At 33.4% G+C, this 25,399-nt stretch carries 18 protein-coding genes and 1 riboswitch; of the genes, 5 read left to right on the forward strand and 13 right to left on the reverse strand.

All coding sequences use genetic code 11. The annotated features are described in order from the left end of the window. From RB618_RS02990 to RB618_RS03015, 6 genes are all read right to left on the reverse strand, one after another. Positions 1–984 carry an alpha/beta fold hydrolase gene (locus RB618_RS02990; RefSeq protein WP_308067414.1) on the reverse strand — a complete coding sequence of 328 codons (984 nt, stop codon included), beginning with the start codon at positions 982–984 and terminating at the stop codon, positions 1–3. A 77-nt stretch (positions 985–1,061) separates the two neighbouring features. After that, positions 1,062–1,169: riboswitch (SAM riboswitch) on the reverse strand. A 191-nt stretch (positions 1,170–1,360) separates the two neighbouring features. Further along, complete coding sequence (locus tag RB618_RS02995) at positions 1,361–1,576, reverse strand: hypothetical protein (protein ID WP_308067415.1); 216 nt, start codon at positions 1,574–1,576, stop codon at positions 1,361–1,363. 639 nt (positions 1,577–2,215) lie between these two features. Continuing rightward, positions 2,216–3,304, reverse strand: coding sequence for an aspartate kinase (locus RB618_RS03000; RefSeq protein ID WP_308067416.1), 1,089 nt, complete (start codon positions 3,302–3,304; stop codon positions 2,216–2,218). A gap of 213 nt (positions 3,305–3,517) precedes the next feature. Then, the gene (locus RB618_RS03005; protein WP_308067417.1) at positions 3,518–4,822 is read right to left on the reverse strand and encodes an O-acetylhomoserine aminocarboxypropyltransferase/cysteine synthase; all 1,305 of its coding nucleotides are present in this window, start codon (positions 4,820–4,822) and stop codon (positions 3,518–3,520) included. A gap of 63 nt (positions 4,823–4,885) precedes the next feature. Next, entirely contained in the window at positions 4,886–5,062 is a 177-nt protein-coding gene (locus RB618_RS03010) for a hypothetical protein (RefSeq protein ID WP_308067418.1), read from the reverse strand. Positions 5,063–5,401: 339 nt separating this feature from the next. Then, positions 5,402–8,248: a TonB-dependent receptor domain-containing protein gene (locus RB618_RS03015; RefSeq protein WP_308067419.1), complete on the reverse strand. Its 2,847-nt coding sequence runs from the start codon at positions 8,246–8,248 to the stop codon at positions 5,402–5,404. A gap of 548 nt (positions 8,249–8,796) precedes the next feature. Between RB618_RS03015 and metK the strand changes: the two genes are divergently transcribed. Next, on the forward strand, positions 8,797–10,047 hold the full coding sequence (gene metK / locus RB618_RS03020) for a methionine adenosyltransferase (RefSeq protein ID WP_111367782.1): 1,251 nt from the start codon (positions 8,797–8,799) through the stop codon (positions 10,045–10,047). 118 nt (positions 10,048–10,165) lie between these two features. Here metK and RB618_RS03025 read toward each other — a convergent pair whose 3' ends face one another. The 3 genes from RB618_RS03025 to RB618_RS03035 form a co-directional block, all read right to left on the reverse strand. Then, positions 10,166–12,409, reverse strand: coding sequence for a hypothetical protein (locus RB618_RS03025; RefSeq protein ID WP_308067420.1), 2,244 nt, complete (start codon positions 12,407–12,409; stop codon positions 10,166–10,168). Between the two features lie 92 nt (positions 12,410–12,501). Beyond that, positions 12,502–15,195: a carboxypeptidase-like regulatory domain-containing protein gene (locus tag RB618_RS03030; RefSeq protein WP_308067421.1), complete on the reverse strand. Its 2,694-nt coding sequence runs from the start codon at positions 15,193–15,195 to the stop codon at positions 12,502–12,504. An 83-nt stretch (positions 15,196–15,278) separates the two neighbouring features. Further along, the gene (locus tag RB618_RS03035) at positions 15,279–16,169 is read right to left on the reverse strand and encodes a GLPGLI family protein (RefSeq protein WP_308067422.1); all 891 of its coding nucleotides are present in this window, start codon (positions 16,167–16,169) and stop codon (positions 15,279–15,281) included. 212 nt (positions 16,170–16,381) lie between these two features. Here RB618_RS03035 and RB618_RS03040 point away from each other — a divergent pair, with 212 nt between their 5' ends. From RB618_RS03040 to RB618_RS03055, 4 genes are all read left to right on the forward strand, one after another. Further along, complete coding sequence (locus RB618_RS03040; RefSeq protein WP_308067423.1) at positions 16,382–17,197, forward strand: hypothetical protein; 816 nt, start codon at positions 16,382–16,384, stop codon at positions 17,195–17,197. Further along, a complete protein-coding gene (locus RB618_RS03045) occupies positions 17,197–17,811 on the forward strand; it encodes a deoxynucleoside kinase (RefSeq protein ID WP_111367772.1) in 615 nt (204 codons plus the stop codon). Before RB618_RS03040 ends, RB618_RS03045 begins: the two co-directional genes overlap by 1 nt. A 147-nt stretch (positions 17,812–17,958) precedes the next feature. Further along, positions 17,959–18,255 (forward strand): type II toxin-antitoxin system HigB family toxin, encoded by a 297-nt coding sequence (locus RB618_RS03050; RefSeq protein ID WP_308067424.1) that lies wholly within the window; start codon positions 17,959–17,961, stop codon positions 18,253–18,255. A gap of 3 nt (positions 18,256–18,258) precedes the next feature. Beyond that, on the forward strand, positions 18,259–18,627 hold the full coding sequence (locus tag RB618_RS03055; RefSeq protein ID WP_308067425.1) for a DNA-binding protein: 369 nt from the start codon (positions 18,259–18,261) through the stop codon (positions 18,625–18,627). Between the two features lie 58 nt (positions 18,628–18,685). Here RB618_RS03055 and RB618_RS03060 read toward each other — a convergent pair whose 3' ends face one another. The 4 genes from RB618_RS03060 to RB618_RS03075 all read right to left on the reverse strand — a co-directional run bounded on the left by RB618_RS03060 (position 18,686) and on the right by RB618_RS03075 (position 25,330). Next, positions 18,686–21,229 carry a sodium-translocating pyrophosphatase gene (locus RB618_RS03060; RefSeq protein ID WP_308067426.1) on the reverse strand — a complete coding sequence of 848 codons (2,544 nt, stop codon included), beginning with the start codon at positions 21,227–21,229 and terminating at the stop codon, positions 18,686–18,688. A 113-nt stretch (positions 21,230–21,342) separates the two neighbouring features. Continuing rightward, the gene (locus tag RB618_RS03065) at positions 21,343–21,873 is read right to left on the reverse strand and encodes an inorganic diphosphatase (RefSeq protein WP_111379450.1); all 531 of its coding nucleotides are present in this window, start codon (positions 21,871–21,873) and stop codon (positions 21,343–21,345) included. Between the two features lie 111 nt (positions 21,874–21,984). Beyond that, a complete protein-coding gene (locus RB618_RS03070) occupies positions 21,985–22,584 on the reverse strand; it encodes a DNA-3-methyladenine glycosylase 2 family protein (RefSeq protein ID WP_308067835.1) in 600 nt (199 codons plus the stop codon). A 244-nt stretch (positions 22,585–22,828) separates the two neighbouring features. Next, positions 22,829–25,330, reverse strand: a complete 2,502-nt coding sequence (locus RB618_RS03075) for a DUF5686 family protein (RefSeq protein ID WP_308067427.1) — start codon at positions 25,328–25,330, stop codon at positions 22,829–22,831. Positions 25,331–25,399 lie beyond the last annotated feature (69 nt).

Genomic DNA, 25,399 nt, shown 5'->3' on the forward strand with positions numbered 1-25,399 from the left:
TTATTTCTTTATTGTTTCTGCCTTAAAAATATCGGCAAGTAAATGATCTAATTGTTTGTACTCGATTAAAAAAGCGTCATGTCCGTGAACCGAATCAATTTCGCTATAGAAAACATTGTCTTTAAACTTCTTCAACTCCTCGTAGGTTTCTACGTTTTCCTTTGCTGTAAAAAACAAATCTGAATTGATTCCGACAATATGAATTGAAGCTTTTGTTTTAGACATTAAGTTTTCAAAACTTTCACTATTTCTAGTAATATCAATTGTTTTAAGCAACTGATTCATTAATTTATAAGAAGACAACTGGAATCTTTTCTGCAATTTTTTTCCGTGATGCGCCAGCCAGCTTTCTATATTAAAAATCAAAAGATCTTGATTGATTGTTCTTTGGAATTTTTCTTTGAAAGATTCTGGCGAACGATAGCAAAGCATGGCGTGAATTCTGGCATCTTCTATTGGTTTTGAAGAATTATTTAGAATTTGCTCTTGCAAAAAGCAATTTGCGATAAGCCAGTCTGTCGATTTCCAGTCGCTCGCAATCGGAATAAGGTTTTCTGTGATATTTGGTGCTAATGCCAAGATTTCCCACGCAATTCCGCCTCCGACAGAACCTCCAATAACAGCAAAAAGCTTTTCGATTTGTAAAGCTTTAATTCCTTCAATAAAGATTCTTGCAACATCTCTAGCAGTAAAATCATGGTAATTATCGATTAAGAAAGAGTTGCTTCCGTTTCCAGGAATATCAAAGGCTAAAACGGTATAAACAGCAGTATCAATGGTTTTACCTTCGCCAATTAAGTCATTCCACCAGCCGTTTTCGCCAGTAACTTGTGAATTTCCAGTTAAAGCATGATTAACCAAAACAATAGGCGCGCTGTGCAGCGGTTGTCCTGCAAGCGTAAAACTTAATGGTATAGAATGATAAATTGCACCACTTTCTGTGATGAAATCTTGAATTATAATGGGATTTGGTATATTTTCCAATTTCAAATCTGTTGTATTATTGATTTGTATATGGAAATATTAGAAAGAAAAACTAGGTTTAACTAGAAAAAATCTTGTTGTTATCTTTCCACGTTTGGCGTGGTAGAATGTAGCACCTTCTTCGTTTTACCGAAGGGTTGCTAAGGCTTCATCGGGTCTAATCCCTCGTCCTTTCTTTATAACATTTCAATACGTGTTTGAACTTAACGAGTGCAAATTAACTACTATTTTCTCTAACAAACAAATTTTATCTAAAAGTGTTTGTTAAATTTCTGAGACTTACTTTAGCAAAAACTATTATACGCAAAAATTTACCGAACAAAAATGCCCAGTAAAATTAAGCAGGTTTTACCCTAGTTTATGATGCTTCTTCCGTTTAGATAAAAAGCGTGTCATTTTCTTTTGAATACATCAAAAACAATAAAGAGTTCGGTGCTTTTTTCTCAGCTCCTTTACCTTCTTCTGTGATTCCAGCCTCAGTTATTCCGAATCTTGGGTGAGCCAATTCGTTTGTTGGTGGCGGATTATTTTTTCTAGTCCTTCTGTTTTTCAAATTTGAAATTTTTTCTGCTAAGTAGTTCAATGTGCTCATGATATTAAGTTTTAGTTAAGTTGCGTTTTATAATCTTTATTTCTCGTTTATCTTTTTGTTAATTCATTTTCTGGAATAAAAAAACCCTTTTGGATTTTTAGATACCAAAAGGGTTTAAGTTTTTACACTCATATATACTTTTAGTATCAACAGACGTATGCGCAAATAAGCGCGACAGTAAACATCTTGTTCATCTGTAAGGATTTATTCATCTGTGATTTATATTGTATTTTATTTAAATTCTGCATTTGTTGTAAATTAAAAAGCCTCCTAAATATTTCTTAGGAGGCTCTTACTATATTATTATTGTATTCTTACAATTTTTTTAAGCAATAGACACCCCAGCCTCGGTCTTAACCGAAATGGCACAAAACATTTTGTTGACTTTTAAGTTCATTTGATTTCTAGTAGTTTTTGGGTATAACAAATATGCAAATATTTTTTTTATTACACAAATTAAAATCAAGAATTTAATTACAAAATTCGTTGAAAATGTGTTTTTTAACGACAAAAAACATCTTACAAAAACGAAAACGAAATATTACAGGTAAAAAACCTACAAAATAGACTTTTTTTTCTTAATAATTCCATGTGACAGATCAGTTTATCAAAGAACCTTCTTTCTTTTTCTCTAAAAAATTACAGCCAGACCGCTTCTTTAGCCCTAATTCGCTCCACAATTTTTAGGATATCGGTTATAATTCCTCTCGAAATTGCTTGTTTGCATGGTGGAGCGCTCTGAATCACGATCGGAATATCAGCATAAGATTTAGTAAAAATCTCAAAAATAGTGTCAGAACCTTTCAATTGTCCAATCGGAGAATCAGCTGATTCCGAAATCAATTTGACTTCTAAAGTGCCTTTTTCTACATCAAATTCTCCTACATATCGAAGCACATGATTTTCTGCTTGAGTAATCTTGGCGATTTTAAAAGATTTATCGACAGCGTCTTTGTTCAATACGCCATTTTTCTCCAAATGTTCTTCGGTTATAAATGGCTTAATTTTAATATCTGAAAACTCAAAATCTTTTCCTATTTCTCTGGCCAATATCAAAAGCTTTCTTGCCGTATCATTTCCCGACAAATCTTCTTTAAAATTTGATTTCATTAATCCCAAAAGGCTCGCATCTTTTAAAACAGAGGAAAAAGAAACTTCTTCTGATGAAAATCGATTAAAGACATAACTTAGATTATCCGAAAAAACGCCTCGAATCTTTGTGATTTTTTCGCCCGAATAATACAAATCTCTTAAAGTCTGCAAAACAGGAATCCCAGTTTCAACCGATGTTTCGTATAGAAACTCTTTGTCGTATTTTTTAAGATCTGCTCGCAGTTTTTTATATAAGTCAATCGGAAGCGTGTTGGCTTTTTTGTTTACTGCTACAATATTGAATCCGTTTTTGATTAACGTATTGTAATGTTTTACCAATTCATCGCTGGCTGTTGCATCTACGGCAATCAAGTTTTCGAATTCATTTTCTTGCGCAAATTCGACAATATCTTCTACTTTAAAAGGAACTGCCAATTGTCTAAAATTGGTTTCCCAAGCATATCCAACACCTTCTTTCTCAAAAAAGGCAACCGTCGAATTGGTTATTATTGGAAAATGAAAATCGACATTTTTGCTTTCAAGAAAAAAATCCTGACTTTCTACAATCTGATTAATCAAAGTGCTTCCGATATTACCAATTCCGAAAAGGATAATGTTTATTTTAAGCTTTGACATAATTTCTAACATTTTAGTTTTTTAAAACCATATAAGTGATGTAAGTTCATTTAATATCCAAACGTTTATCAAGGTAGACGCACTGCAGTGCGTCTCTACAAAATGAACTTATATTCCTTATATGGTTTAATTTATAAAGATGCTTTTCATAAAAAATTACCTTTAGCAAAACCACTCGCTAAAGGCAATTTTTCAAACAAAAAACAAAAAAACCTAATTTTTATTGATGCTGAATTGAGAAAGCGAAACGCTCTCAAAAACAGTTTGCAGGTCTGCAATTAAATCTTCGATATCTTCAATTCCCACAGACAGACGAATCAAATCTTTAGAACCTCCTGTTTCTATTTGTTCTGCTTCTGTCAATTGCTGGTGTGTTGTACTTGCTGGGTGAATAATCAGTGATTTTGTGTCGCCAATATTTGCAAGTAAAGAGAATAATTTTGTGTCATCTACCACTTTTTTAGCTGCATCAAAACCTCCTTTTAATCCAAAAGTGATAATTCCGCTTTGCCCTTCAGGAAGATATTCTTTAGCCAAAGCATTATATTTATTCGATTTTAGACCTGGATAATTTACCCAAACCACCTCATCTTGTTTTTCTAACCATTCAGCTAGAGCCAAAGCATTTTCACTGTGTTTCTTGATTCGAATTGGAAGTGTTTCTAGTCCCTGAATAATCTGAAAAGCATTAAATGGACTCAAAGCAGCACCAAAATCACGCAGTCCTTCGATTCGAGCTTTTGCTATAAAAGCTGCATTTCCTAAGGCTTCGTGATATACTAATCCGTGGTATCCTGCAGATGGTTCGGTAAATTCTGGGAATTTTCCGTTTGCCCAGTCAAAGTTTCCAGCATCAATGATAACGCCTCCTAATGAAGTTCCGTTTCCTGCGATATATTTTGTTAAGGAGTGAATTACAATATCGGCACCATATTTAATTGGGTTTAATAAATAAGGTGTCGCAACTGTATTGTCTACTATAAATGGTACTTTGAATGCTTTGGCTTCTGCCGAAATTGCTTTTAAATCTAGTACGTCTAATTTTGGATTTCCAAGAGACTCAACAAAAAAAGCTCTTGTATTTTCTTTTGCTGCTTTGGTAAAGTTTTCAGGTTTTGAAGGATCTACAAATGTGGCTGTAATTCCTAATCTAGGCAACGTAACTTTTAAAAGATTATACGTTCCTCCATATAAACTGTTTGAAGCTACGATATGATCTCCCGCTTTTAGCAAAGTCAATAAAGTTGTTGAAATTGCAGATGCTCCAGAAGCAGTTACTACAGCTCCAATTCCGCCTTCAAGAGCTGCAAGGCGTTGTTCTAGAATATCGTTTGTCGGGTTATTTAATCTTGTATAAATGAATCCAGCTTCAGCAAGACCAAATAAATTGGCTGCATGATCTGCATTATTAAATACATATGATGATGTCTGATAAATTGGCACAGCTCTAGTTCCTGCGTTTTTTGTTACGTCGTGCCCTGCGTGTAATGCGTTTGTTGCAAATTTTTGTGTACTCATGATTTCTTAGTTTTTTAGGTATTTTTAATACGTTTATATATTGTAATTGTTATTGAAATTGATTTAAGCTAAAATATCTTCAGCTTCTTCTTCAAGGTCATATAAATGAAACAGTAATGATTTCTGCGTTTTTATATGCTGTGCGGGATCATATTTTGGAGTTTCAGTTGATGCTTCTTCCGAATTATTATTTCTTAATAAGTATTGAAATGCGATTGTATTTATATCTAGTGTATTCATGATTTAAAATTTAAAATGTTGGAAATAAAAAAGCCCTTTCGGATGGCGACCAAAAGGGCTTATAGTTTAACTATAACAAAGATTGTCTCTTTCACTTTTGGCAACAGCAAATTGGGATGCACATTTGCATCATCTTACAACACATCATATTTCCTTTTGCTATTGTTTTCATTTTGATTTAAAATTTGAATTCGACTATTTTTTAAATTCGACTAATTCGATAGAGTAAATGTAATAAGTATTTTTTGAACGACCAAATTAAAATTGAAATTTTGTACTATTTTTTTTTGAAATTTCTTTCAAGCCTTTCAAATAAAGACTTGAAAGAAATTTATTTAATTAGAATTTAAAGCTCAAACGGGCAAAACCAAATCTGCCGTTTAATCCGAATTGAGAAACTGCTCTTGAATAGGCAAACTGATTCGCATTTGTCAAATCTGTACTTGGCGCTGGTGACAAAGTTGGCGTTGTGTTTGTAAAAGCTGGAGTTGCAGGATTATTTCTGTCCGGATAAACATCTCCTATATTATTAACTCCAATTGTAGCTCTCAAATGCTCATTGATCTGATATCCTAAAGATAAATCGGTAACCAATTTTGCGCTGTATTCTGGATGTTCGTACACAGAAGAAAATCCGTCTAGATTAACATCTGTTGCTCCTGGATCTGTAACTTTTCCGAAATAGCTGTTTCTTAAATAAATATCCAGTTTTTTAATATTGAAAGTTGTCATCAAATTGGCTTTCAATTTCGGAATTGCCTCTTCTAAATATACTCGGCTTGATTCTGGAAAGAATGAATAAATATAAGGTTCTCCTCCTGCATTTACTATTGATTGCGGAATATGCAAATCGCCTACTCTTTTGGTTTCATTAAAGCTTAACGCAAAATCATTTCTAATTGTGAAATCCTGAATTACATCGTATTTCTGAGAAATTACCAGATCAATTCCTTTTGTTTCAGAATCGATTCCGTTTGTCCAGAATGAAGCTCTTTCTACCCCTTTCAAATCAAATGCCTGCTGAAATAAAGTCAACGCCTCTGCCTGTTCTGGTGAAGTTGCCGCTGCAATCTGCGCATCTGTTGGTCTTGAATATTGTCCAGACAATACAATTCTGTCGTTGATTCTTGTAAAATAAGCATCAGTAGCAATGGTTATGTTAGCTTCAGGAATTTTGAATGTAAATCCTGTACTGATGCTTTTTGATTTTTCTGGTTTTAAACTTTCAATTCCAATACTTTTTGCCGCTTGCGAATCGTTTGTAAAATAGCCAACTTGATAAGGAGCACCATTTATAAACTGTGTTGAACTTGACTCAAAATATCTTTGCTGCAAAGAAGGCGCTCTAAAGCCTGTCTGTCCAGAAATTCTCCAATTGATGTTATCGTTTAATTTTAAAAGAGAAGCCAATTTAAACGTAACCGTATTTCCAAAATCTGAATAATTTTCATAACGCGCAGCTCCATTTACAAGCCATTTTTCAGTGGCATTCAATTCTAAATCAACATACGCTGCACCACTTTGTCTGTCTTTTTCTTTAGCATCAGAAGGCTGAAATCCTGAAAATCCTTGCGCTCCCGCTCCACGTTTGTTTCCGAAGAAATCTGTTACAATTAATGGCGAATTGCTTGGCAGAATTCCTGAAACCAAATTTCCGTTTACATCATACAATCCGTAAGAAGCTTCTTCTCCTGCTTTTATTTGGTAGTTTTCATATCTGAATTCACCTCCAAAAGCAACATTCAGTCCAGCAAGAACATCGTATTTTCTGCTAAAATCTAAATTGGTCGTACTTTGCAAAAACGAAACTTTTCCTGCATCAAAACTAAATGGAGAGTTTGTTCCTAAAGTTGCATTGATGGTATTATTTACATCATAATTAAAAGAGTTTGTTCCTAAGTTGGTGCTTAAATCAGTGTCAAACCCAAATAATTGTGTATTTATTCCAACTGCTCCAGAAGCATCTAAAATTTTTGATTCAATTTCTGGCAGGAATCCATTCTGATATACTTGCGTGAAAGTTCCAGAACCATTTGGCAATCTATTGAAAGCGTACGATTTTCCGCCCCTATAAGAAACACCTCCAAAAGAATACAATGAAGTGATTTCGCTCAAAGGATATTTAGCATTAAAATACAATTGTCCCGCAGCCAATTCAGACTGTCCAACACTCATATTATAATCACTTCTCTGCTGGCCTCTGTAAGCTAGCTCATTATTTGTTACATCAAAATTTAAAGCCGTCTGCATCTGCGTAATTGTCGATGCTGACGCAATAGCGTTTTGCTGAGCTGGTGTAAAATAGCTTACTTGCGGAGCGTATTGTTTCAAAGAAGACAAAATCTGAGCTGAATTCGTAGTCGTATTAATGTTGCTGAACAAAGAGTTAATTTCTACACCATCTTGCGCTGCTCTGTTTTCTACTGCATTGTAAGCATTAAAAATAGCATTACTTCTAATTCCTGCTCTGCTTGTTGCTTGTCTCGTTACCGCAGTTCCTGTAACATTCAAGAAACTTCCCGGTTTTCCTAATGAGGTTCCGTAGTTTAAATCGATTTGGGCAGTTTGTCCGTCTGCTCCTCCTTCAAAATTATTTGACCCAGAAGATAGATTAGCTCCATATTGAATTCCTCCTGTTAAATAATTAGCGTTCTTTTTCAGAACAATATTGATAACTCCAGCAATTGCATCAGAACCATATTGTGCGGCAGCTCCATCTCTTAAAACTTCAATTCTTTCTATGGCAAAAGACGGAATTGCATTTAAGTCTGTCCCTACAGATCCTCTTCCTGGCGATCCGTTTATGTTTACTAAGGCACTTGTGTGTCTTCTTTTTCCGTTTACTAAAATTAAAACTTGATCTGGCCCTAATCCTCTTAATTGTGCAGGATCAACGTGGTCTGTTGCATCTGCTGTAGATGTCGGGTTACTCGTAAATGAGGGAGCAACATAATTTAAAATTTGAGTTACGCTGGTTTGCGGTGCTCCTTTTGTTATTTCTGATACGTTAAAAACATCAACCGGAACAGGCACGTCTGTTTTAACTCTGTTTTTACTTCTTGATCCAATAATAGTAACTTCAGACAGTTCGTTGTTTTTTAAACTATCTTGCTCTTTTTTATTGTCTTGAGCATAAAGTCCTGAAAATGTCACAAGACCTAAAACGATTAGTACATTTTTCTTCATTTCTTTTTTTTACTGATTAATTATTGTTTTTGGCTTAAAAAAAATCTTACAGATTTCATTTTGACATAAAAAAACCTCTGCGTTTCGGCAGAGGTTCTATTTATATATTTATTGAAAAATAATTACAATAGTGTCTCTGCGGATAACTCCGGCATCTTACAAGACATCATATTGCAAACTGTAAATTTCATTTGTTTCTTTTGTTTTAACGGCGCAAAGTTGCGAAGTATTTTTTAATCGACCAAGCAAAAAACAAAATATTTTCTATTACCCTATCAAAATAGTATGCTACTGTTAAATTTCTGTCATAAAAAATAAAAAAAGTTGAACTTTAATTTGCAAATCAAAATGGTTTCATACCTTTGCACCCGAAATAGAGGAAAAATTTGAACTGATTGCAACCTCTTCATAATGAAATGGTTTCGTTATGAATGCTGAAAGATTCATTTCAGCAGTAAAAAATGCTAAAGCAGGAACTCTCCTTTAGCCCTTTTTAGCAATCACTTTTCTCGCTTAAATTAAAATTAATACATTTTTATTACATTATTATGGCTTATTTATTTACGTCAGAATCTGTTAGTGAAGGGCATCCAGACAAAGTTGCAGATCAAATTTCGGACGCATTAATTGACAACTTTTTGGCATTTGACGCTGACTCAAAAGTAGCTTGTGAAACATTAGTTACAACTGGTCAGGTTATTTTAGCAGGTGAAGTAAAATCGAATACTTATCTTGATGTTCAGCAAATCGCACGTGAGGTAATCCGTAAAATTGGATATACTAAAAGTGAATACATGTTTGAAGCAAATTCTTGTGGAATTCTTTCAGCAATTCACGAGCAGTCTGCAGATATTAACCAAGGTGTTGACAGAGCTAAGCCAGAAGAGCAAGGTGCTGGTGACCAAGGAATGATGTTTGGTTATGCTACAAACGAAACTGAAAACTATATGCCATTGGCATTAGATTTATCTCATAAATTATTACAAGAGTTAGCAATTTTAAGACGTGAAAACAAAGAAATCACGTATTTACGTCCAGATGCTAAATCTCAAGTAACTTTAGAATATAGCGACGATAACAAACCAACTCGTATTGATGCAATTGTTATCTCAACTCAGCATGATGATTTTGATGAAGAAGCTGCAATGTTGGCTAAAATCAAAAAAGACATTATCGAAATCTTGATTCCTAGAATTATCGCTAAAAACCCAGAGCACGCTCATTTATTCAACGATAAAATCAACTACCATATTAACCCAACAGGAAAATTCGTTATTGGAGGACCTCACGGAGATACTGGTTTAACAGGAAGAAAAATTATCGTTGATACTTATGGTGGAAAAGGTGCTCACGGTGGTGGTGCATTCTCTGGAAAAGATCCAAGTAAAGTAGATAGAAGTGCTGCTTATGCAACTCGTCATATCGCTAAAAACTTAGTTGCTGCTGGTGTTGCTGACGAAATCTTAGTTCAGGTTTCTTACGCAATTGGAGTTGCTGAGCCAATGGGTATTTTCATTGAAACTTACGGAACTTCTAAAGTAAACTTAACTAACGGTGAAATCGCTAAAAAAGTAGAAGCTATCTTCGACATGCGTCCTTACTTCATCGAACAACGTTTGAAATTAAGAAACCCTATTTATAGCGAAACTGCTGCTTACGGACACATGGGACGTAAACCAGAAACGGTTACTAAAACTTTCTCTGCTCCAGGCGGAAACGAAAAAACAGTTACTGTTGAATTGTTTACATGGGAAAAACTTGATTTTGTTGACCAAGTAAAAGCTGCATTTGGATTGTAATTCAATCTAAATCTTAAATATAAAAATGGCTGTCTAAAATTTAGACAGCCATTTTTGTTTTTAGTTCTTAAAAAATAAAACCCGACAGATTTCAAAACCTGTCGGGTTTCTTGTACGCTTAATATGTCCCGTTTTGCATTTTAGCTAAAACATCTTTTATATTTTGAGCCGTTTCTTCTTCAACAGTAACACTTAAATATTTTACCGCCAAAGTTTGAGTTGCAATCGCTTTGTCTTTTTGCCCTTCTTTATAATACAATTGTGCTAAAGTGTCTAAATAGTACGGATTGTTTTTAGATATCACCAAGCTATATTCAGACCATTTAATAGCGTCTTTAATAAAGTTTGAATTCTGTGGCTTTAATACAACTGTCCATGCCGCATTGTTGCAAATATCTGAATGGTAAAGTTTAAACGAACTCCATCCATCATAAGAATAGCTTGAACTAGAATCTAAACCTCCAAAAATAGCATCTAATTTTTCAATCGGACTTGCTCCTGCTAATGTATTATCAAAATAAGCATTGAACTCTTTTAAATAATTTGTGTTTGAACCGTCTTGATCTTCAAGCTGGCTTAAGTAATAAAAATAATTTCTGTAGGCGTCAAAATTACCTTTACCAGATGCGATGATCTTTTTATAAACAGAATTGATTTTCTCTTTATTCATTTCGCCAGTAAGTCCGTCCTGAGAAGCATATATATTTTGCTGCAATGCATTAGAAACTTCAGAAACAGCACTTCCTATATTATGAATTTCTGGCGCACTATTGTTAAATGCCACTTTATTATTCTCAATATCATCAAAATGTTTAAGCAAATAATCTATCGATAGAAAATCGGTATCATTAAGGATTCTATCTTGATTGAAAAGCTGTTTTGTAAAACCTTGATTTTTGATTTCTTTTATAATTGTTTCTGCCAAAAACATATTTACGGCCTTATCTTTCTGATGCGCTTCAATCAATTTTTTCCAAGTTTGAGCTACTACTTTTTGATCTAAAACTGTTTTTTCGATTACAAATTCAGTCGAATTAGAGTCGCTTACCCAATAATCTGAATCATAAGATGCTTCTAACAAAGCGGCTTTATTAAAAGCAGCAATTAAATCTACATCTGAAGCCTTTTTGTTCTTTAAAACTTTATCTATAGAAAGGAAAGCATTTGCTTTTTGAAGTTTTCTATACAAATCATTATAATAACCAAACTGATATTGCTGCGTTGTTAAATCTGATTTTGCAACAGCAAGAAGATCACCATTTCCATTTAAAACCAATACGCATGGATCATTAGTAATTTTATTATTCTTTAGCCATTTTTTATCATCGGCTCCAGCCAAATAATAATTGTAGGTATCATAAAGTGCATTGTATGAATCGTACATATTATATCCCGTCTGCGTTTCCTGTTCTTTTACAAAAGCATCAAAACCTTCTTTTGCAGTTTTATTCTTGCTATCAACTACAACAACCAAAAACTTATTGCTCGCCATTTTTGTAGATTCTATTGCTTTTTTTAAACTGTTTTCGATTTTCAATTTAAAATCATATCTTGTATATGCTGGTGGCGCAATTGCAGCATCCACTACTGCAGCAGCACTATCTATTACAACATCAGAACCAAAATCGTCATTGATTGAAGTATTTTCTTTTCCTGGATAAGTCCAATTTGGAATAATTTGTGTTTCTACCGGAACTATTGCTTGAACTTTAGCTAGCTTCTCCTCTTTTTCGTTGATAAATACCAAAGGATCTTTTCCGTATTGATCAGAAATTTTCAATTCTTTCGTTTTTTTATCAAAAGATCCAATCAGATTTAAATCGCTCAAAACAGCCATATCATAGTTGATTATCACTTCCGAAACATCTTTTGGCAATGCATATTTATTCACATCGCTTTTTCCGTCATAATCTTCGTAAACCAAATAAAGGAAATCCGTTTTATCTATTTCAAAATCTAAATCTGTTTTAAGATACTCAGGATCTACTTTTGCTTTTATATCTGAAAGTTTCTGGTATTGAACAGATTCTGAACCTTTTTGAGTTCCTAAATAGAATGAGTAATAAGACGGATTCAAGAATTTAATCTTAACTTTTGCTGCCTTTTTATCTTTTACAAAAGAAAGATCAAATCTGTTTACTGTATTATTAGTGCCTTTTAAGAAAACTAGCGAATCGCCTTTAATTTCATAACCTCCCGAATAAAAAACCAATTCGTATTTATTGTCCTCTAATAAATTTAACTTAATCTTTCCACCTTTATTTGTAGATAAATAGGTTCCTTTTTCTATTCCATTTGTTTGAGCGAAAGAGGTCGAAATTCCAGCAAACAGGAGTGACAAACTCCAGATAAAATTGCGCATAACTACATTTTTTGTTGTTAATAATATAGCACAAAGATATCCGATTCTTCATTAAACAAATCACAAAAACCACAATATTAGCACCAAAAATACTACAAATTATATTTCATTGAAAATATGATATAACGCGGCTGTACAGTATATTGTGAGACTCTTGTAGAGAACTGCGAGAAGCTGTCATCATTAAGATATTTTGTATTTAATAAATTGGTTGCCGAGATTTTATATTCCCATTTGCTGTTCTTTTTTTGATAAATTAAACTGGCGCTTAAAAAATCATATTCATTATCAACCGTTTTGTCTCCATTATAATAATGGTAGAATTCGTATTCCGAAACAAATGAGAAACTATCTAAGAAATAATAGTCTAATCTTGCAAATGGTTTATCGGTGTAAAAAGTTGAACCACTGTATTTATTGACCAAAAGATTATACCCAAACTCTATATTTGGAAGATTCTTGTAATTTGTTGAAGCTCGAACGGTATAACTCTGACTAAAACTCTCGGTTGTTGACAATTGATTGTTCTGGATATTATTGAATTTTGACCAATTAAAACTAGCGTTTGCAGAAGCTTTATAATTCTTTAAAAACGAACGTCCGTAATTTCCCATTCCACTAAAAGTCTCATCGGCTAAATTGGAATTATAGGGAACCGAAGACTGATTAATTCCGTCAAAATTGGCTTTTGTTTTAATCGCATCTACTTTTCTTGTATAAGTTGCATTGGCAAAAATGTTCTCAAAATTGAACATATTATACTTAAAATAACGCAACGAATGCACTTGTGACGTAGCATTTTCTAAGAAACGATTCCCACGAAACAAACTGCTATAATTAGACAAAACATAACCCGAAGCCAACTGATTGATATCTGTAAAATCATTTGTTAGCGAAAAATTATACGTCAATGTTTCTGATTTCTTGATTTGATATAAAGCAAAGAAATCTGGAAGCACTTTCGTGAAATTCTGAGAATAATCAGTTCCTAATTGTCCGTTTGTCATTTGATACGTATGAAAGCTCACTCCGGGTGTAAACGTAAATTTTCCTGTGAGGATTTTATAATGAAAACCTAAAAAAGCATCATTAAAACGATAATCTACATCATTATTATTTTCAACGTCATTCAAATCATTTCTTGTTCCGTTATCTAACATTTGGAAAATGTGAGAATTAAAGTTCTGATACGAATAAGTATTTCCAAGAGTAATATTGAAATTGCTTTTTGGCGTAACCATATAATAGTAATCTAGTTTCGCATCCAATTTATTGGTTTTTACAAATCGGTCTTGATTATAATCATTTCTTGATTGCGCTGGATCTGTAATATATCCAGATAAATCAAAAGGAAGTGTTTGCAGGTTGGCATTATAAAAGGGATTTTCATCTTGATATAAATGCTGCATTTCAAAAGCAAAGATATTTTTAGCACTTTGCGTATAATACAAACTCAAATTCTGATTAATCGAAGTAGGATCTTGCTTTTTTGTTGTAAAAATATCTTCTGAAGTCGCAACATTCTGAACAATCTGCTCTCTAAACAAATCTGAATATTCTTCTTGTTTAGTAAGTTTGGTTAAGATATCATAATCAAACTGAAATTTGTCGCTTGGCTTATAAGTTGAGCTTAATTTAAAAAGTCCCAAATTATTTTTCTGACTAGTATTTTCGTTACTTTTCTGCTGATCTCCAGAATCTAAAATTGTGGTTTGCGATTTGGTTTCCAATTCTGTTTTTGAAGTTGATAGAATTCCAAAACCACTAATATTCCAAGCTTTATTGACAGAATAAGCAAAGTTTGTTGCGCCAAATTTGGTCTCAATTTCTTTTGCACGATTATTACGCAATAATGAAATCCCTAAATCATTGGAAGAAACATTAAAACTGCTACCTCCTTTTTTCATCACGTTTTTGAATCCTCCTGTAAACTTAAAGTAATCTTGTGCCGTAAGGGGCAATTCGCCAATATTATTAAAATTGGTGATTAAATTAATACTGTATTTTGGACTGTAATAGAATAATTTGGGGTTAATGATATAACGGCTGTCAAGCTCAGCAACGCCAATTCCTGCGGTCACATCTCCAAACCAAAAGTTCTTTTTTCCTTCTTTCAGTTTAATATTCATTGCCACATTCTCCTGATCATTTTCTAGACCTTTTAACTGGCTTATTTCGTTATAATTTCTTAAAACCTGAACTTTATCAATAGCATCGGCTGGAATATTTTTGACGCCTAATTTGGTATCTCCGTCAAAGAAATCTTTTCCTTCGACCATCAATTTACTCACTTTTTTTCCTTCCACTTCAATTTCTCCATCGGCATTTACCTCAACTCCTGGAAGTTTCTTTAAGACATCTTCAAGCTTTTTTTCGGTTCCAGATTTAAAAGAATCAGCATTGTAAACAATTGTGTCGCCTTTTATAGAAACGGGCATTTCGCGAACAATTTCAACACCTTCCAATTCTATTCCTGCACCATCCAAAACAATATTCTGATTCATATTTTCAGACTTAGTCGATACTGCCATTTCCTTAGATTTCATTCCCAGATAACTTATCTTAATGGTATAAGCTGTATTAGGTTTTAAAGTCAGCTGAAACTTTCCTTTATCATTCGTAATTCCATAAGAATCCATTGCTTTTGTGCCATTATTAATAGCCATAATATTGGCCATTTCTAACGGATTTTTCTGCTCGTCCTGAATCAAACCGTCAAAACGGACACTTTGAGAAAAGGAAATAGAAGTAAAAAGTAAGGCGAATACAAAAAGTATCTTATTCATTATAAGAATATTAAGAGTTTGAACCCGAGCGATAGTGAACAGGCAAAGCAATTTGGAATTTTAAAATTGGAATTTTAAAGATATTATCTACCCATTGGAGGAGGAGGCCCGCCCGCTCTGCCACGGTTCATCTCCCTAAATTCTTCCATTTTTTTAATTACCGTCTCGTCGTATTCTTTCTGAGAAATTACCTTTCCTTTTTTAGAAGGTTTTATTTCTACTTTATCTTTGGCATTCAAAACAATTTTCGAACATAAAATTGTAGTGGTTCCATCATTAATTTCTAAAATTAAACCAGGAAGTCCCCAATAATTTTCTGGCCCTTGATTGATCGGAATTTCAGGTGTATACCAAGCCGTTACGACAATTTCTTTTGGAATTTCAAAATTGTCTGCAAAATTGGTCTTTGTTTCACCCGAAGTCTTTTTTACTTCGTCTTTTTTGTCATCGTTATTTTTAGGTCTAAAGTTTCTAAAATCTGTTTTACTTGCCTGTTTTACCGCTGTTGCTTTGAAGCAATTGTAACCACCTATTTGTTTGGTTTCCTGTTCTAATTTCCAGTTTAGCTTTGGCAGAGAATCTACTACAAGAAACTCTTTACCCATAAACTCTTTATCTACAGTATACGTTTTTGTTTTTACATCTTTGTAAAAAGTGCCTCCGCCGCCAGTAAGCGAACCAAACATAACTCGAAAACCTCCTTGCTGTTGGCCTGGCGCTTCTAGTTTTTCTTCTTCTTTGTAAATTGATGCCGCTTTATCGAAATTTAAAATGAATGTTTTTTCGAGCATTTTTTTCATACGCTCTTCCATATTTTTCTGCATTTCTGGCGTAATGTCTCTATTTCCGCGCATGCCTTCAAATTTTGGAGCCTGTGTTTTGGATTCGTAAACGGCCATTCCCTGAAAATCTTTTTGCGCTTGAGTTTGCATAGAGACAAGCAATAAAGTCATATAAAAAATTATCTTTTTCATTTCATTTTCTTTAAGTGAGTAAATGCGATAAAGCTTACATTCAAATGTATTATTTATTTTAAAATTCAAAAAACTAAATATATAAACGGGATGAAGACATAGATAGAACCGCTTATTTTTTAGACTATTAGATTTTAAAAAGGTTTAAGACTCTAAATTGAAATTTTAAGAAGAGTTTTTTGTAATTTGGTGCTCTTGTAAAATAATTTCTAATGCGTAAAATGGTGCAAAAATTTTTATTCTCCGTATTTCTTTTCTGCACTTTTCAAGCGCTTTTAGCTCAGGATTTGAGTATAAATCCAACTTTAATTTCTCAATATAGAAATACTTCTGATACGTTTTTAGGTTATGATGCGTTTGGATATTCGTATCAGATCACCAATAATGTTTTTAGCAAGATTAAAGGAAAAGAAATCTTCGAATACAAAAATGTTTCTTTAGGAAAAATCACGAAAGTCGATCTTCAAAATCCGTTAAAAATTGTTTTGTTCTATGAAGATTTCAATAGTGTTGTTTTATTGGACAATCAATTAAATAAAATAACCGAAATTAATTTCTCTCAGAACGCAACTCCAATTGTGGTAAGTGCCATCGGAATGTCTACGCAAAATCAATTATGGATTTACAATACTTTAAATCAACAGATTGGTCTTTTTGATTATTTAAAAAATGAATACAAAACCGTTTCAATTCCACTGACGGAACCTATTCAATATTACCAAACCGATTTTAATACTTTTTATTGGGTTGATAAGAGAAACAACTGGTACTCTTGCGACATTTTCGGAAAGATCACATCGCTGGGAAAGACTACTGATTTTGATAGAATCATTATCGTTAATTCTTCTCAATATCTTTTCAGTAAAGATAATTTATTGTATTTTAAAGGAATGAATAAATTGAATCCCGAAGTAATTTCTGAAATTAAAGTTTTGGAAAAAACCTTTGACAATTTTTATTACAAAGACCAAATTTTATCTATTTTTACAGCTACAGATATATCAAATTATAAAATCGTAACACCGTAATGCACATAGCAATAGCAGGAAATATAGGCGCAGGAAAAACTACTCTGACCAAATTATTGGCGAAACATTTCAAATGGGAACCTCATTATGAAGATGTAGTTGATAATCCGTACTTAGATGATTTCTATCATCAGATGGAGCGCTGGTCGTTTAATCTTCAGATTTATTTCCTAAACAGCCGTTTCCGTCAAGTGCAGCAAATTCGCGAAAGCGGAAAAAAAATCATTCAGGATAGAACGATTTATGAAGATGCCCATATTTTCGCTCCCAATTTATACGCAATGGGATTAATGACAAGCCGTGATTTTGAAAATTACACGTCATTGTTCGAATTAATGGAATCTTTGGTAAAAGCTCCAGATTTATTGATTTATTTGAGAAGTTCTATTCCAAATCTAGTAGGACAAATCCACAAACGCGGACGCGAATACGAAAACTCTATTTCTATAGATTATCTAAGCCGTTTGAATGAAAGATACGAAGCTTGGATTCAGACTTATAGTAAAGGAAAATTACTAATCATTGATGTTGACAACATTAATTTTGTTGATAATCCTGAAGATTTAGGAGATATCATTAATAAAATTGATGCTGAACTAAACGGATTGTTTTAAAACACGAATTACACAGATTTAAACTAAATAAAAAAGCCTCTAAAATAATTTTAGAGGCTTTTTTATTTAAATATTTTCCTACATTTGTTTTGCTTTAAATTCATTTCCCTATTTGGGAAAAAATAAATATATTTGCAAAACTAAATTATGAGAATAATAGCAAAGAGAACCTTGCAAAATTTTTGGGAACGATTTCCAAATTCAAAACAGCAATTATTATCCTGGTATCAAGTTTTTGATAAAAATAACTTTTCTAATTCCAACGCTGTGAAATCTTTTTTTGGTACTGCAGATTTTATTGGTAATAATAAAGTAATCTTCAATATCTGTGGAAATCATTATCGTTTGATTGTAAAAATTAATTATGAAACCCAAATCGTATACATTCTTTTTATTGGAACACATAATGAGTATGATGATTTAAATGATATTAAAAATTTGTAAACTATGAATATAAAGCCAATAAAAACAGAACATGACTATAGTTTAGCATTAGAAAGAGTCAATTCCATTTTTGATGCTAAACCAGATACTGCTGAAGGAGATGAGCTGGACATTCTGGTAACCCTTATCGAAAAATACGAACAAATTCATTATCCAATTCCTGAACCCGATCCTATTGAAGCCATTAAATTTATGATGGAACAAAACGGATTAAGTGATGCCGATTTAGGAATTATTTTAAACAGCAGATCGAGAGTGTCGGAATTATTTAATCGCAAAAGAGCCTTAACAATAAAGCAAATAAGAGTTTTAACTGAAACCCTTCATATTCCCGCCTCTACATTAATTAAAGAATATGCTTTAAATCAATAAAAAAAGCCTCTAAATACTTTTAGAGGCTTTTAATGCTTTAAGAAATTTTGTAAAATTATTATTTCGCAGCTTCTACTTTCGCTAAAACTTCTTCTTCAGTTCCTTCAAAAACTTCGGTTGTTGTTTTACCATTTTCTATTTTAGTAACAGTTCCAGTAGTTTTACCGTTAATGTTTTTAACCTCAACACGAACCGATTGTTTCTCATATTTACTGGTATCAAAACAATCTGTTTTTTGATATTTTCCAGTTTTATCAAAGTGTGCTAAACATTTAGCCGTTTCTTCTTCAGAACAGCCTTTTTCTTTACACATTTTAATACATTCTTCTTTTGTCATTCCAGACATATCGCCACATTTAGACATTCCTGCATGCATTTCTGTTTTAGCACAGCAAGATGCTTTTCCTGCAATGTCTGATGGTGCATGACCTTCTCCTAAAATTGGTGCAATTACCAATCCAATCAAACAAGTTAATTTAATTAAAATATTCATAGAAGGCCCAGAAGTATCTTTAAACGGATCTCCTACTGTATCTCCAGTTACCGCTGCTTTATGTGCATCAGAACCTTTATAAGTCATTTCGCCATTGATCATAACTCCTGCTTCAAAAGATTTCTTAGCATTATCCCAAGCACCTCCAGCATTATTTTGAAAAACTGCCCAAAGTACACCAGAAACCGTAACTCCAGCCATATATCCTCCTAACATTTCAGCAATTAATTGATTGTTGTCTGAGTAAACTAATTTCCCTAAAAGAACAATCAAGATTGGAAAACCAATCGTTAAAACTCCTGGAAGCATCATTTCGCGTAAAGCGGCTTTTGTAGAAATTTCGACACATTTGCCGTATTCAGGTTTTCCTGTTCCTTCCATGATTCCAGCAATTTCTTTGAACTGGCGACGAACTTCGTACACCATATCCATTGCAGCTTTTCCAACAGAATTCATTGCTAAAGCAGAAAAAACAACAGGAATCATTCCGCCAACAAACAACATCGCTAAAACTGGCGCTTTAAAAATATTGATTCCGTCAATTCCTGTAAAAGTTACATAAGCTGCAAACAATGCTAATGAAGTTAAGGCTGCAGAAGCAATAGCAAATCCTTTTCCAGTTGCTGCCGTTGTATTTCCAACTGAGTCTAAGATATCGGTTCTTGTACGAACTTCTTTTGGCAATTCGCTCATTTCTGCAATACCTCCAGCATTATCAGAAATTGGCCCAAAAGCATCGATTGCCAATTGCATTGCAGTTGTAGCCATCATTGCCGAAGCTGCTAAAGCTACCCCATAAAATCCAGCTAAAGCATATGAAATCCAAATTGCCACAGCAAATAATAATACAGTTGGGAAAGTCGAAATCATACCTGTTGCTAAACCTGCAATTACGTTTGTTCCCGCTCCTGTAGAAGATTTTTGAACAATTGCCAAAACTGGTTTTGTCCCTAATCCTGTATAATATTCTGTTACAGATGAAATAGCTCCTCCCACAACTAATCCGACCAATGTAGCGTAGAAAACACGCATTGATGAAATCGCTTTAGAACCTTCTCCAAAGAAAGTCATTTGCATTGTTTCAGGAAGCATGTGTTGTACTAAGAAGAAACAAGCAACGGCTGTTAAAACAATAGAAACCCAGTTTCCTATATTTAATGCTTTCTGTACTTGCGCTTCTTTAGCATTGTCATCTGATATTTTTACTAATGTTGTTCCGATAATTGAAAACAAAATTCCGAAACCGGCAATTGCCATTGGAAGTAAAATTGGACCAATTCCGCCAAAAGCGTCATTAATATTTCCGCCCATATCTTTTATCACATAGTTTCCAAGAACCATTGCAGCTAGGACAGTTGCCACATAAGACCCAAACAAATCGGCTCCCATACCTGCAACGTCACCTACGTTATCTCCTACGTTATCTGCAATTGTAGCTGGATTACGAGGATCATCTTCTGGAATTCCAGCCTCAACTTTACCAACTAAATCGGCACCCACATCGGCTGCTTTGGTGTAGATTCCACCACCCACTCTGGCAAATAAAGCGATAGATTCTGCTCCAAGTGAAAATCCTGCAAGAGTTTCCAGAACAACTGTCATGGTATCAGTATCTTTCCAAACTCCTCCAGAAAACAAATGAAAGAAAATGATAAAAAAGGAAGTTAAACCTAAAACGGCTAATCCCGCAACACCTAATCCCATTACGGTTCCACCGCCAAAAGAAACTTTTAAAGCTTGCGGAAGACTCGTACGTGCTGCCTGAGTTGTTCTAACGTTTGTTTTTGTTGCTATTTTCATTCCCATATTTCCTGCTAAAGCAGAGAAAAATGCACCAAAAATAAATGCTATTACGATTAATAAATGTGTTTTTACTCCCGGAATAAAAGTAATTCCTGCCAAAGCTAAACTGGCAATAATTACAAAGATGGTTAATAGTTTGTATTCGGCTTTTAGAAAGGCTAAGGCTCCTTCGTAGATGTAATCTGAAATCTCTTTCATCTTACCGTCTCCAGCATCTTGTTTTAAAACCCAAGTCCTTTTTATTCCCATGAAAAGTAATCCTAAAACTGCCATAATAATGGGCAGGTAAATCATAAATGCATTCATAATATTTTAATGGTTTTGGTTAATAGTCAACAATCTAACTAAAACGAATTTAAACAAAAAAGCAATACTCCTGACGGCAGTATTGCTTTTTTTATATTAGAATACGGTTAAAATTATTTAATGCTAAATAATCCTGCTGGTTTATTTTCAATATCATCAAAACGCTTTGTACACTCAGCGATAATATCGTAAGCCTCTTTTACGTCTCCCCATCCTTCTACATCTACTTTTTTGTTCTCAAGGTCTTTGTAAACTTGGAAAAAGTGCTCGATTTCTTTTAATAAGTGAGCATTAATATCAGAAAGATCGTTTAATGAATTCCAGATTGGATCTGAAACTGGTACACAAATAATTTTCTCGTCTGGTCCTTTATCATCTGCCATGTGGAATACACCAATTGGCTTTACTTCCATAACACACCCAGGGAAAGTTGGTTCGTTTACCAAAACTAATACGTCAAGAGGATCACCATCTAAAGCTAAAGTTTCTGGAATAAATCCATAATCTGCTGGGTACATCATTGAAGAGAATAACATTCTATCGAAACGCATTCTTTTAATTTCAAAATCGTACTCGTATTTATTTCTGCTTCCTCTTGGTATTTCGATCAATACATCGAAAGTCGTTAATTTGTCTGCGGTCATTTTCGTTTTTTATTGTTTCTATAATTTCGGTTGCAAAAATAACTAAAGAATCTAGTTTTACAATAAAAAACAAGGTTAAATTATCTTCATTAGAGTTTAAAAAACAAGCATTTAATAGGTAATTGTTCGATTTCTTTTTTTCAAGTAATAATGCCAAAGTAAATAAGTCGCATAAGAACGATACGGACTCCATTGTTCAGCGTGAATTTCCATTTCCTGTTTATCGTGAATATTCAGCAATTCTTTTATTGTATTTATAACTGCTATATCTCCTAATGGAATTAAATCGGGCTCTTCCAGACAGAACATTAAATAAATATCAATCGTCCAATTTCCAATTCCTTTTAATTTAATTAGCTCTTCGCGAACTTGTTTTGCCGATTTCGAAACCAAACTTTCAATTACTAACTCTTTATTCAAAACTGCTTCAGCTAAAATCTTAATATACTTTGTTTTTTGCCGACTTACTCCTAAATTTCGATATTCTTCATCAGAAAGAACAGCCATGTTTTCAGGGGTACAAGTTGTAAAAGATTTGATTTTTAAAAAAGTGGCTTTTGCTGAATCTATAGAAACCTGTTGTTCGAGTATAAGCAAAACCAAAGTTTCAAAACCTGGAGGACGTTTTGGAATTGGAGGTAATCCGTATTTTTCAATAATTTCTAAAAATATTGGATTTTTATTGGTTAAAAAATCGATGGCTTCTTGCATTACTTTCATTTTTAAATCCATTCCAAAATTAAATAAAAAAATATTTAGCAAATGATCGATTTTGTTTCACGCAGATTTTGCAGATTTAAGCTGATAAACGCAGATTAAATAATTTCTAATTGCAAAAAATAAATCTGCTTAAATCTGCAAAATCTGCGTGCAAAAAAAGTAAGCATAAAAAAATCGCAAAGATTTTTAAACCTTTGCGACTCTGTAACTTTGAACCTTTGCGTCTAAAATCCAATTAGAAATAAAACCCAAATGATCCTTTAATTGCAAATTTATGAGCGTCTGGCATATCTAAGTAATTTCCTCTCCAAGAGAAATCGAGACGGAAAACCTTAAAGATATTTCCAATTCCTGCATTGTATTCCCAATATACTTTTTCAGGGGCATTATAAGGCAATCCCGACGCATTAATGGCGCGATTGGCATCAGAAATAGTTCCGTGAACGGCTCTAACTCCAATAAATTCTCTCCAATTCAGTTTTCTCATAAATGGAATTCTTGCAAACAATCTACCTCCAAAATCATGATTCCACTGCAGGGTTGTATATTGATCAGTAACAAATTCGTAGAAATTCAAGTTACTGAATGTATTCTCAATCGTAAAATAAGTCTGGTTACCCGGAATTACACTCATCAAACCTAACGGAATTGTACCAAATGTTTTTCCTGTTTCAACTGTAATATTTGTTCTTCCTAAAGGTCCAATAATAATTGGCTGTCTGTAGAAAACCTGAATTTTTTCGTAAGCAAAATCACTGTCAAAAACACCTTTTAATCCATAACTGAAATTGACAAAGAAATGACTAAAAGGACTATCAACCAAATCTCTTTCTACACCATAACCGATAGTTTTTCTGTTTGGCATAAACTCAAACTGAATATTAGCTTCAGATTGTTTTACCATGCTTTCAACAACTCCAGCTGGATTTGCAGCGGTTGGTAAAGTTGTATAATAATCTAAACTAAATGTTTTTGATGCCGATTCTAATGTTCGATATGAAAGTCCTGCCGAGACAATAAAATTCTTTTTAGGCTCCATTTCTACAGAAATGTTGCTCAAATTAATATTGGTCAATTTTCCGTTACTTCCTGTTGTAAACAATGCCGAAGAGGCAAAACTTCGCCCTAAAACATCATTTGTGGTGGTTAAACTCGCACCGATCTGTTCAATGTCACGCCTATTCCCTCCAGAAATAATAACTCGGTTTTTCTTATCAACCATCCATTTTCCAGAAACTCCGTATTTGAATTTATTATCATCAAACCCATACGCCGTGTAAGCCTGAATACGCCATGGATCATTCGGCCCGAAATAGGTTCTTCCTCCTACTCTTAGTCTTATACCTTCAACTTCATTATAGCCAAAAGTGGAGAAAATCGGTCCATAATCGAAGTTTTTAAACTCAATGTAACCGCTTCCTAAAATAGAAACAAGGTTATACAGCTGCTTAAATCGCTTGACGGTTTGCAATGTGTCAAGCATTTTATAAATTCCTTGTTCGTCTTTATTCAGTTTTTCAAAACGATTTTCTTCCCAGAATTCAGGCGGTCGGTCATAAACGGCATTATCTATAAAATTGACTTCTTCTTTATAAAATTTCTCCGGTTTTTGAATATTGAATTTATGGTTGCGATACAAAGTTGTTCTTTTACCGTAAACTCCTTTTGATTTTTCTTTCTTGTTTAAAGCAAAATCAGACATCATGTAATCACGAGTCAAAAGGAACACAGAATCGTTTTCAACCTCAAATTCCTGCTCGATATAAATATCTTTTACCCAGTTAATATTGGCACTTTTAGTTACACCCATATTAATTTTTTTGATGGCAAAAGTGGTATCATTAACCCAAAAATCTCCTTTAAAGGTTAATTCGTTTTTACGTCGCGGATAGAAAACAATATTATAACACCATTTTTTATCGATATAAGCACTGTCTTTTAAAACATAATTGTACACATCGATTCCTGTTTTTGAAAGCGGACTTGTAAAACTCTTATCAAAAAACTTAAGGTGATTATCGTAAATATTATAATCTGAGTAAAGGTCTTTCACAAAAGATAAAATCTGCTGATTTCCATTAAAACCAGACATTTTATTTCCCGTAAGGTTTTCTTTTACCTTTTTTAATTTATTGTCCCCGTAAACATCATAAACCGATTCGTTGATAAAAATTGGCAAATAGGTTTTTCCTGTAACGTCTGAAGTATCAACATGATTAAAAATAAACTCCATTCCTTTAAAAAGCTTATTTTTCATGAATGCACTATCAATAGTGTTCATGTCAAACTCCACTTTTTCGTACTTCTGCATTTGATATTGATTAAACAGGTACAGTCCGTTTTTACGTTTTCTTTCCCAAATTTTTCTCAAAATATCCAACGCAGGGTTATTTTTTTTAGAAGTTTTTCCGGTATAAATTACGACTTCGTTAAGCACTTGTTCTTCAAACAAAACAATTTTGAAATTGTAATTGACTGCTTTTTCCAAAGGAACTTCCTTATCCGAAAATCCTGCCGAAGATACAAGAAGTGCTGTATAAGTATTTGGCGACTCTAAATAAAAACGCCCGTCTTCATTAGAGACAATTCCAATATTAGAACCTTTAAACACTACATTTGCAAAAGGTATCGGCTGATTGGTTTTGTCCAAAACAACTCCACTCACCTTAGTTTGTGCAGTAGCAGCATTCGCAAAAGCAAATAAAAAATATAAGAGAAGTAGAGTTAATTTGTTCATTACAAAGTAAAAAAAAACTTCACCAATCCATGTTGTCTGATGAAGTTTTATGAGTATTATGTATTTGTA

This window comes from Flavobacterium sp. LHD-85 (genome assembly GCF_030929595.1).
Taxonomy (GTDB): Bacteria; Bacteroidota; Bacteroidia; order Flavobacteriales; family Flavobacteriaceae; genus Flavobacterium.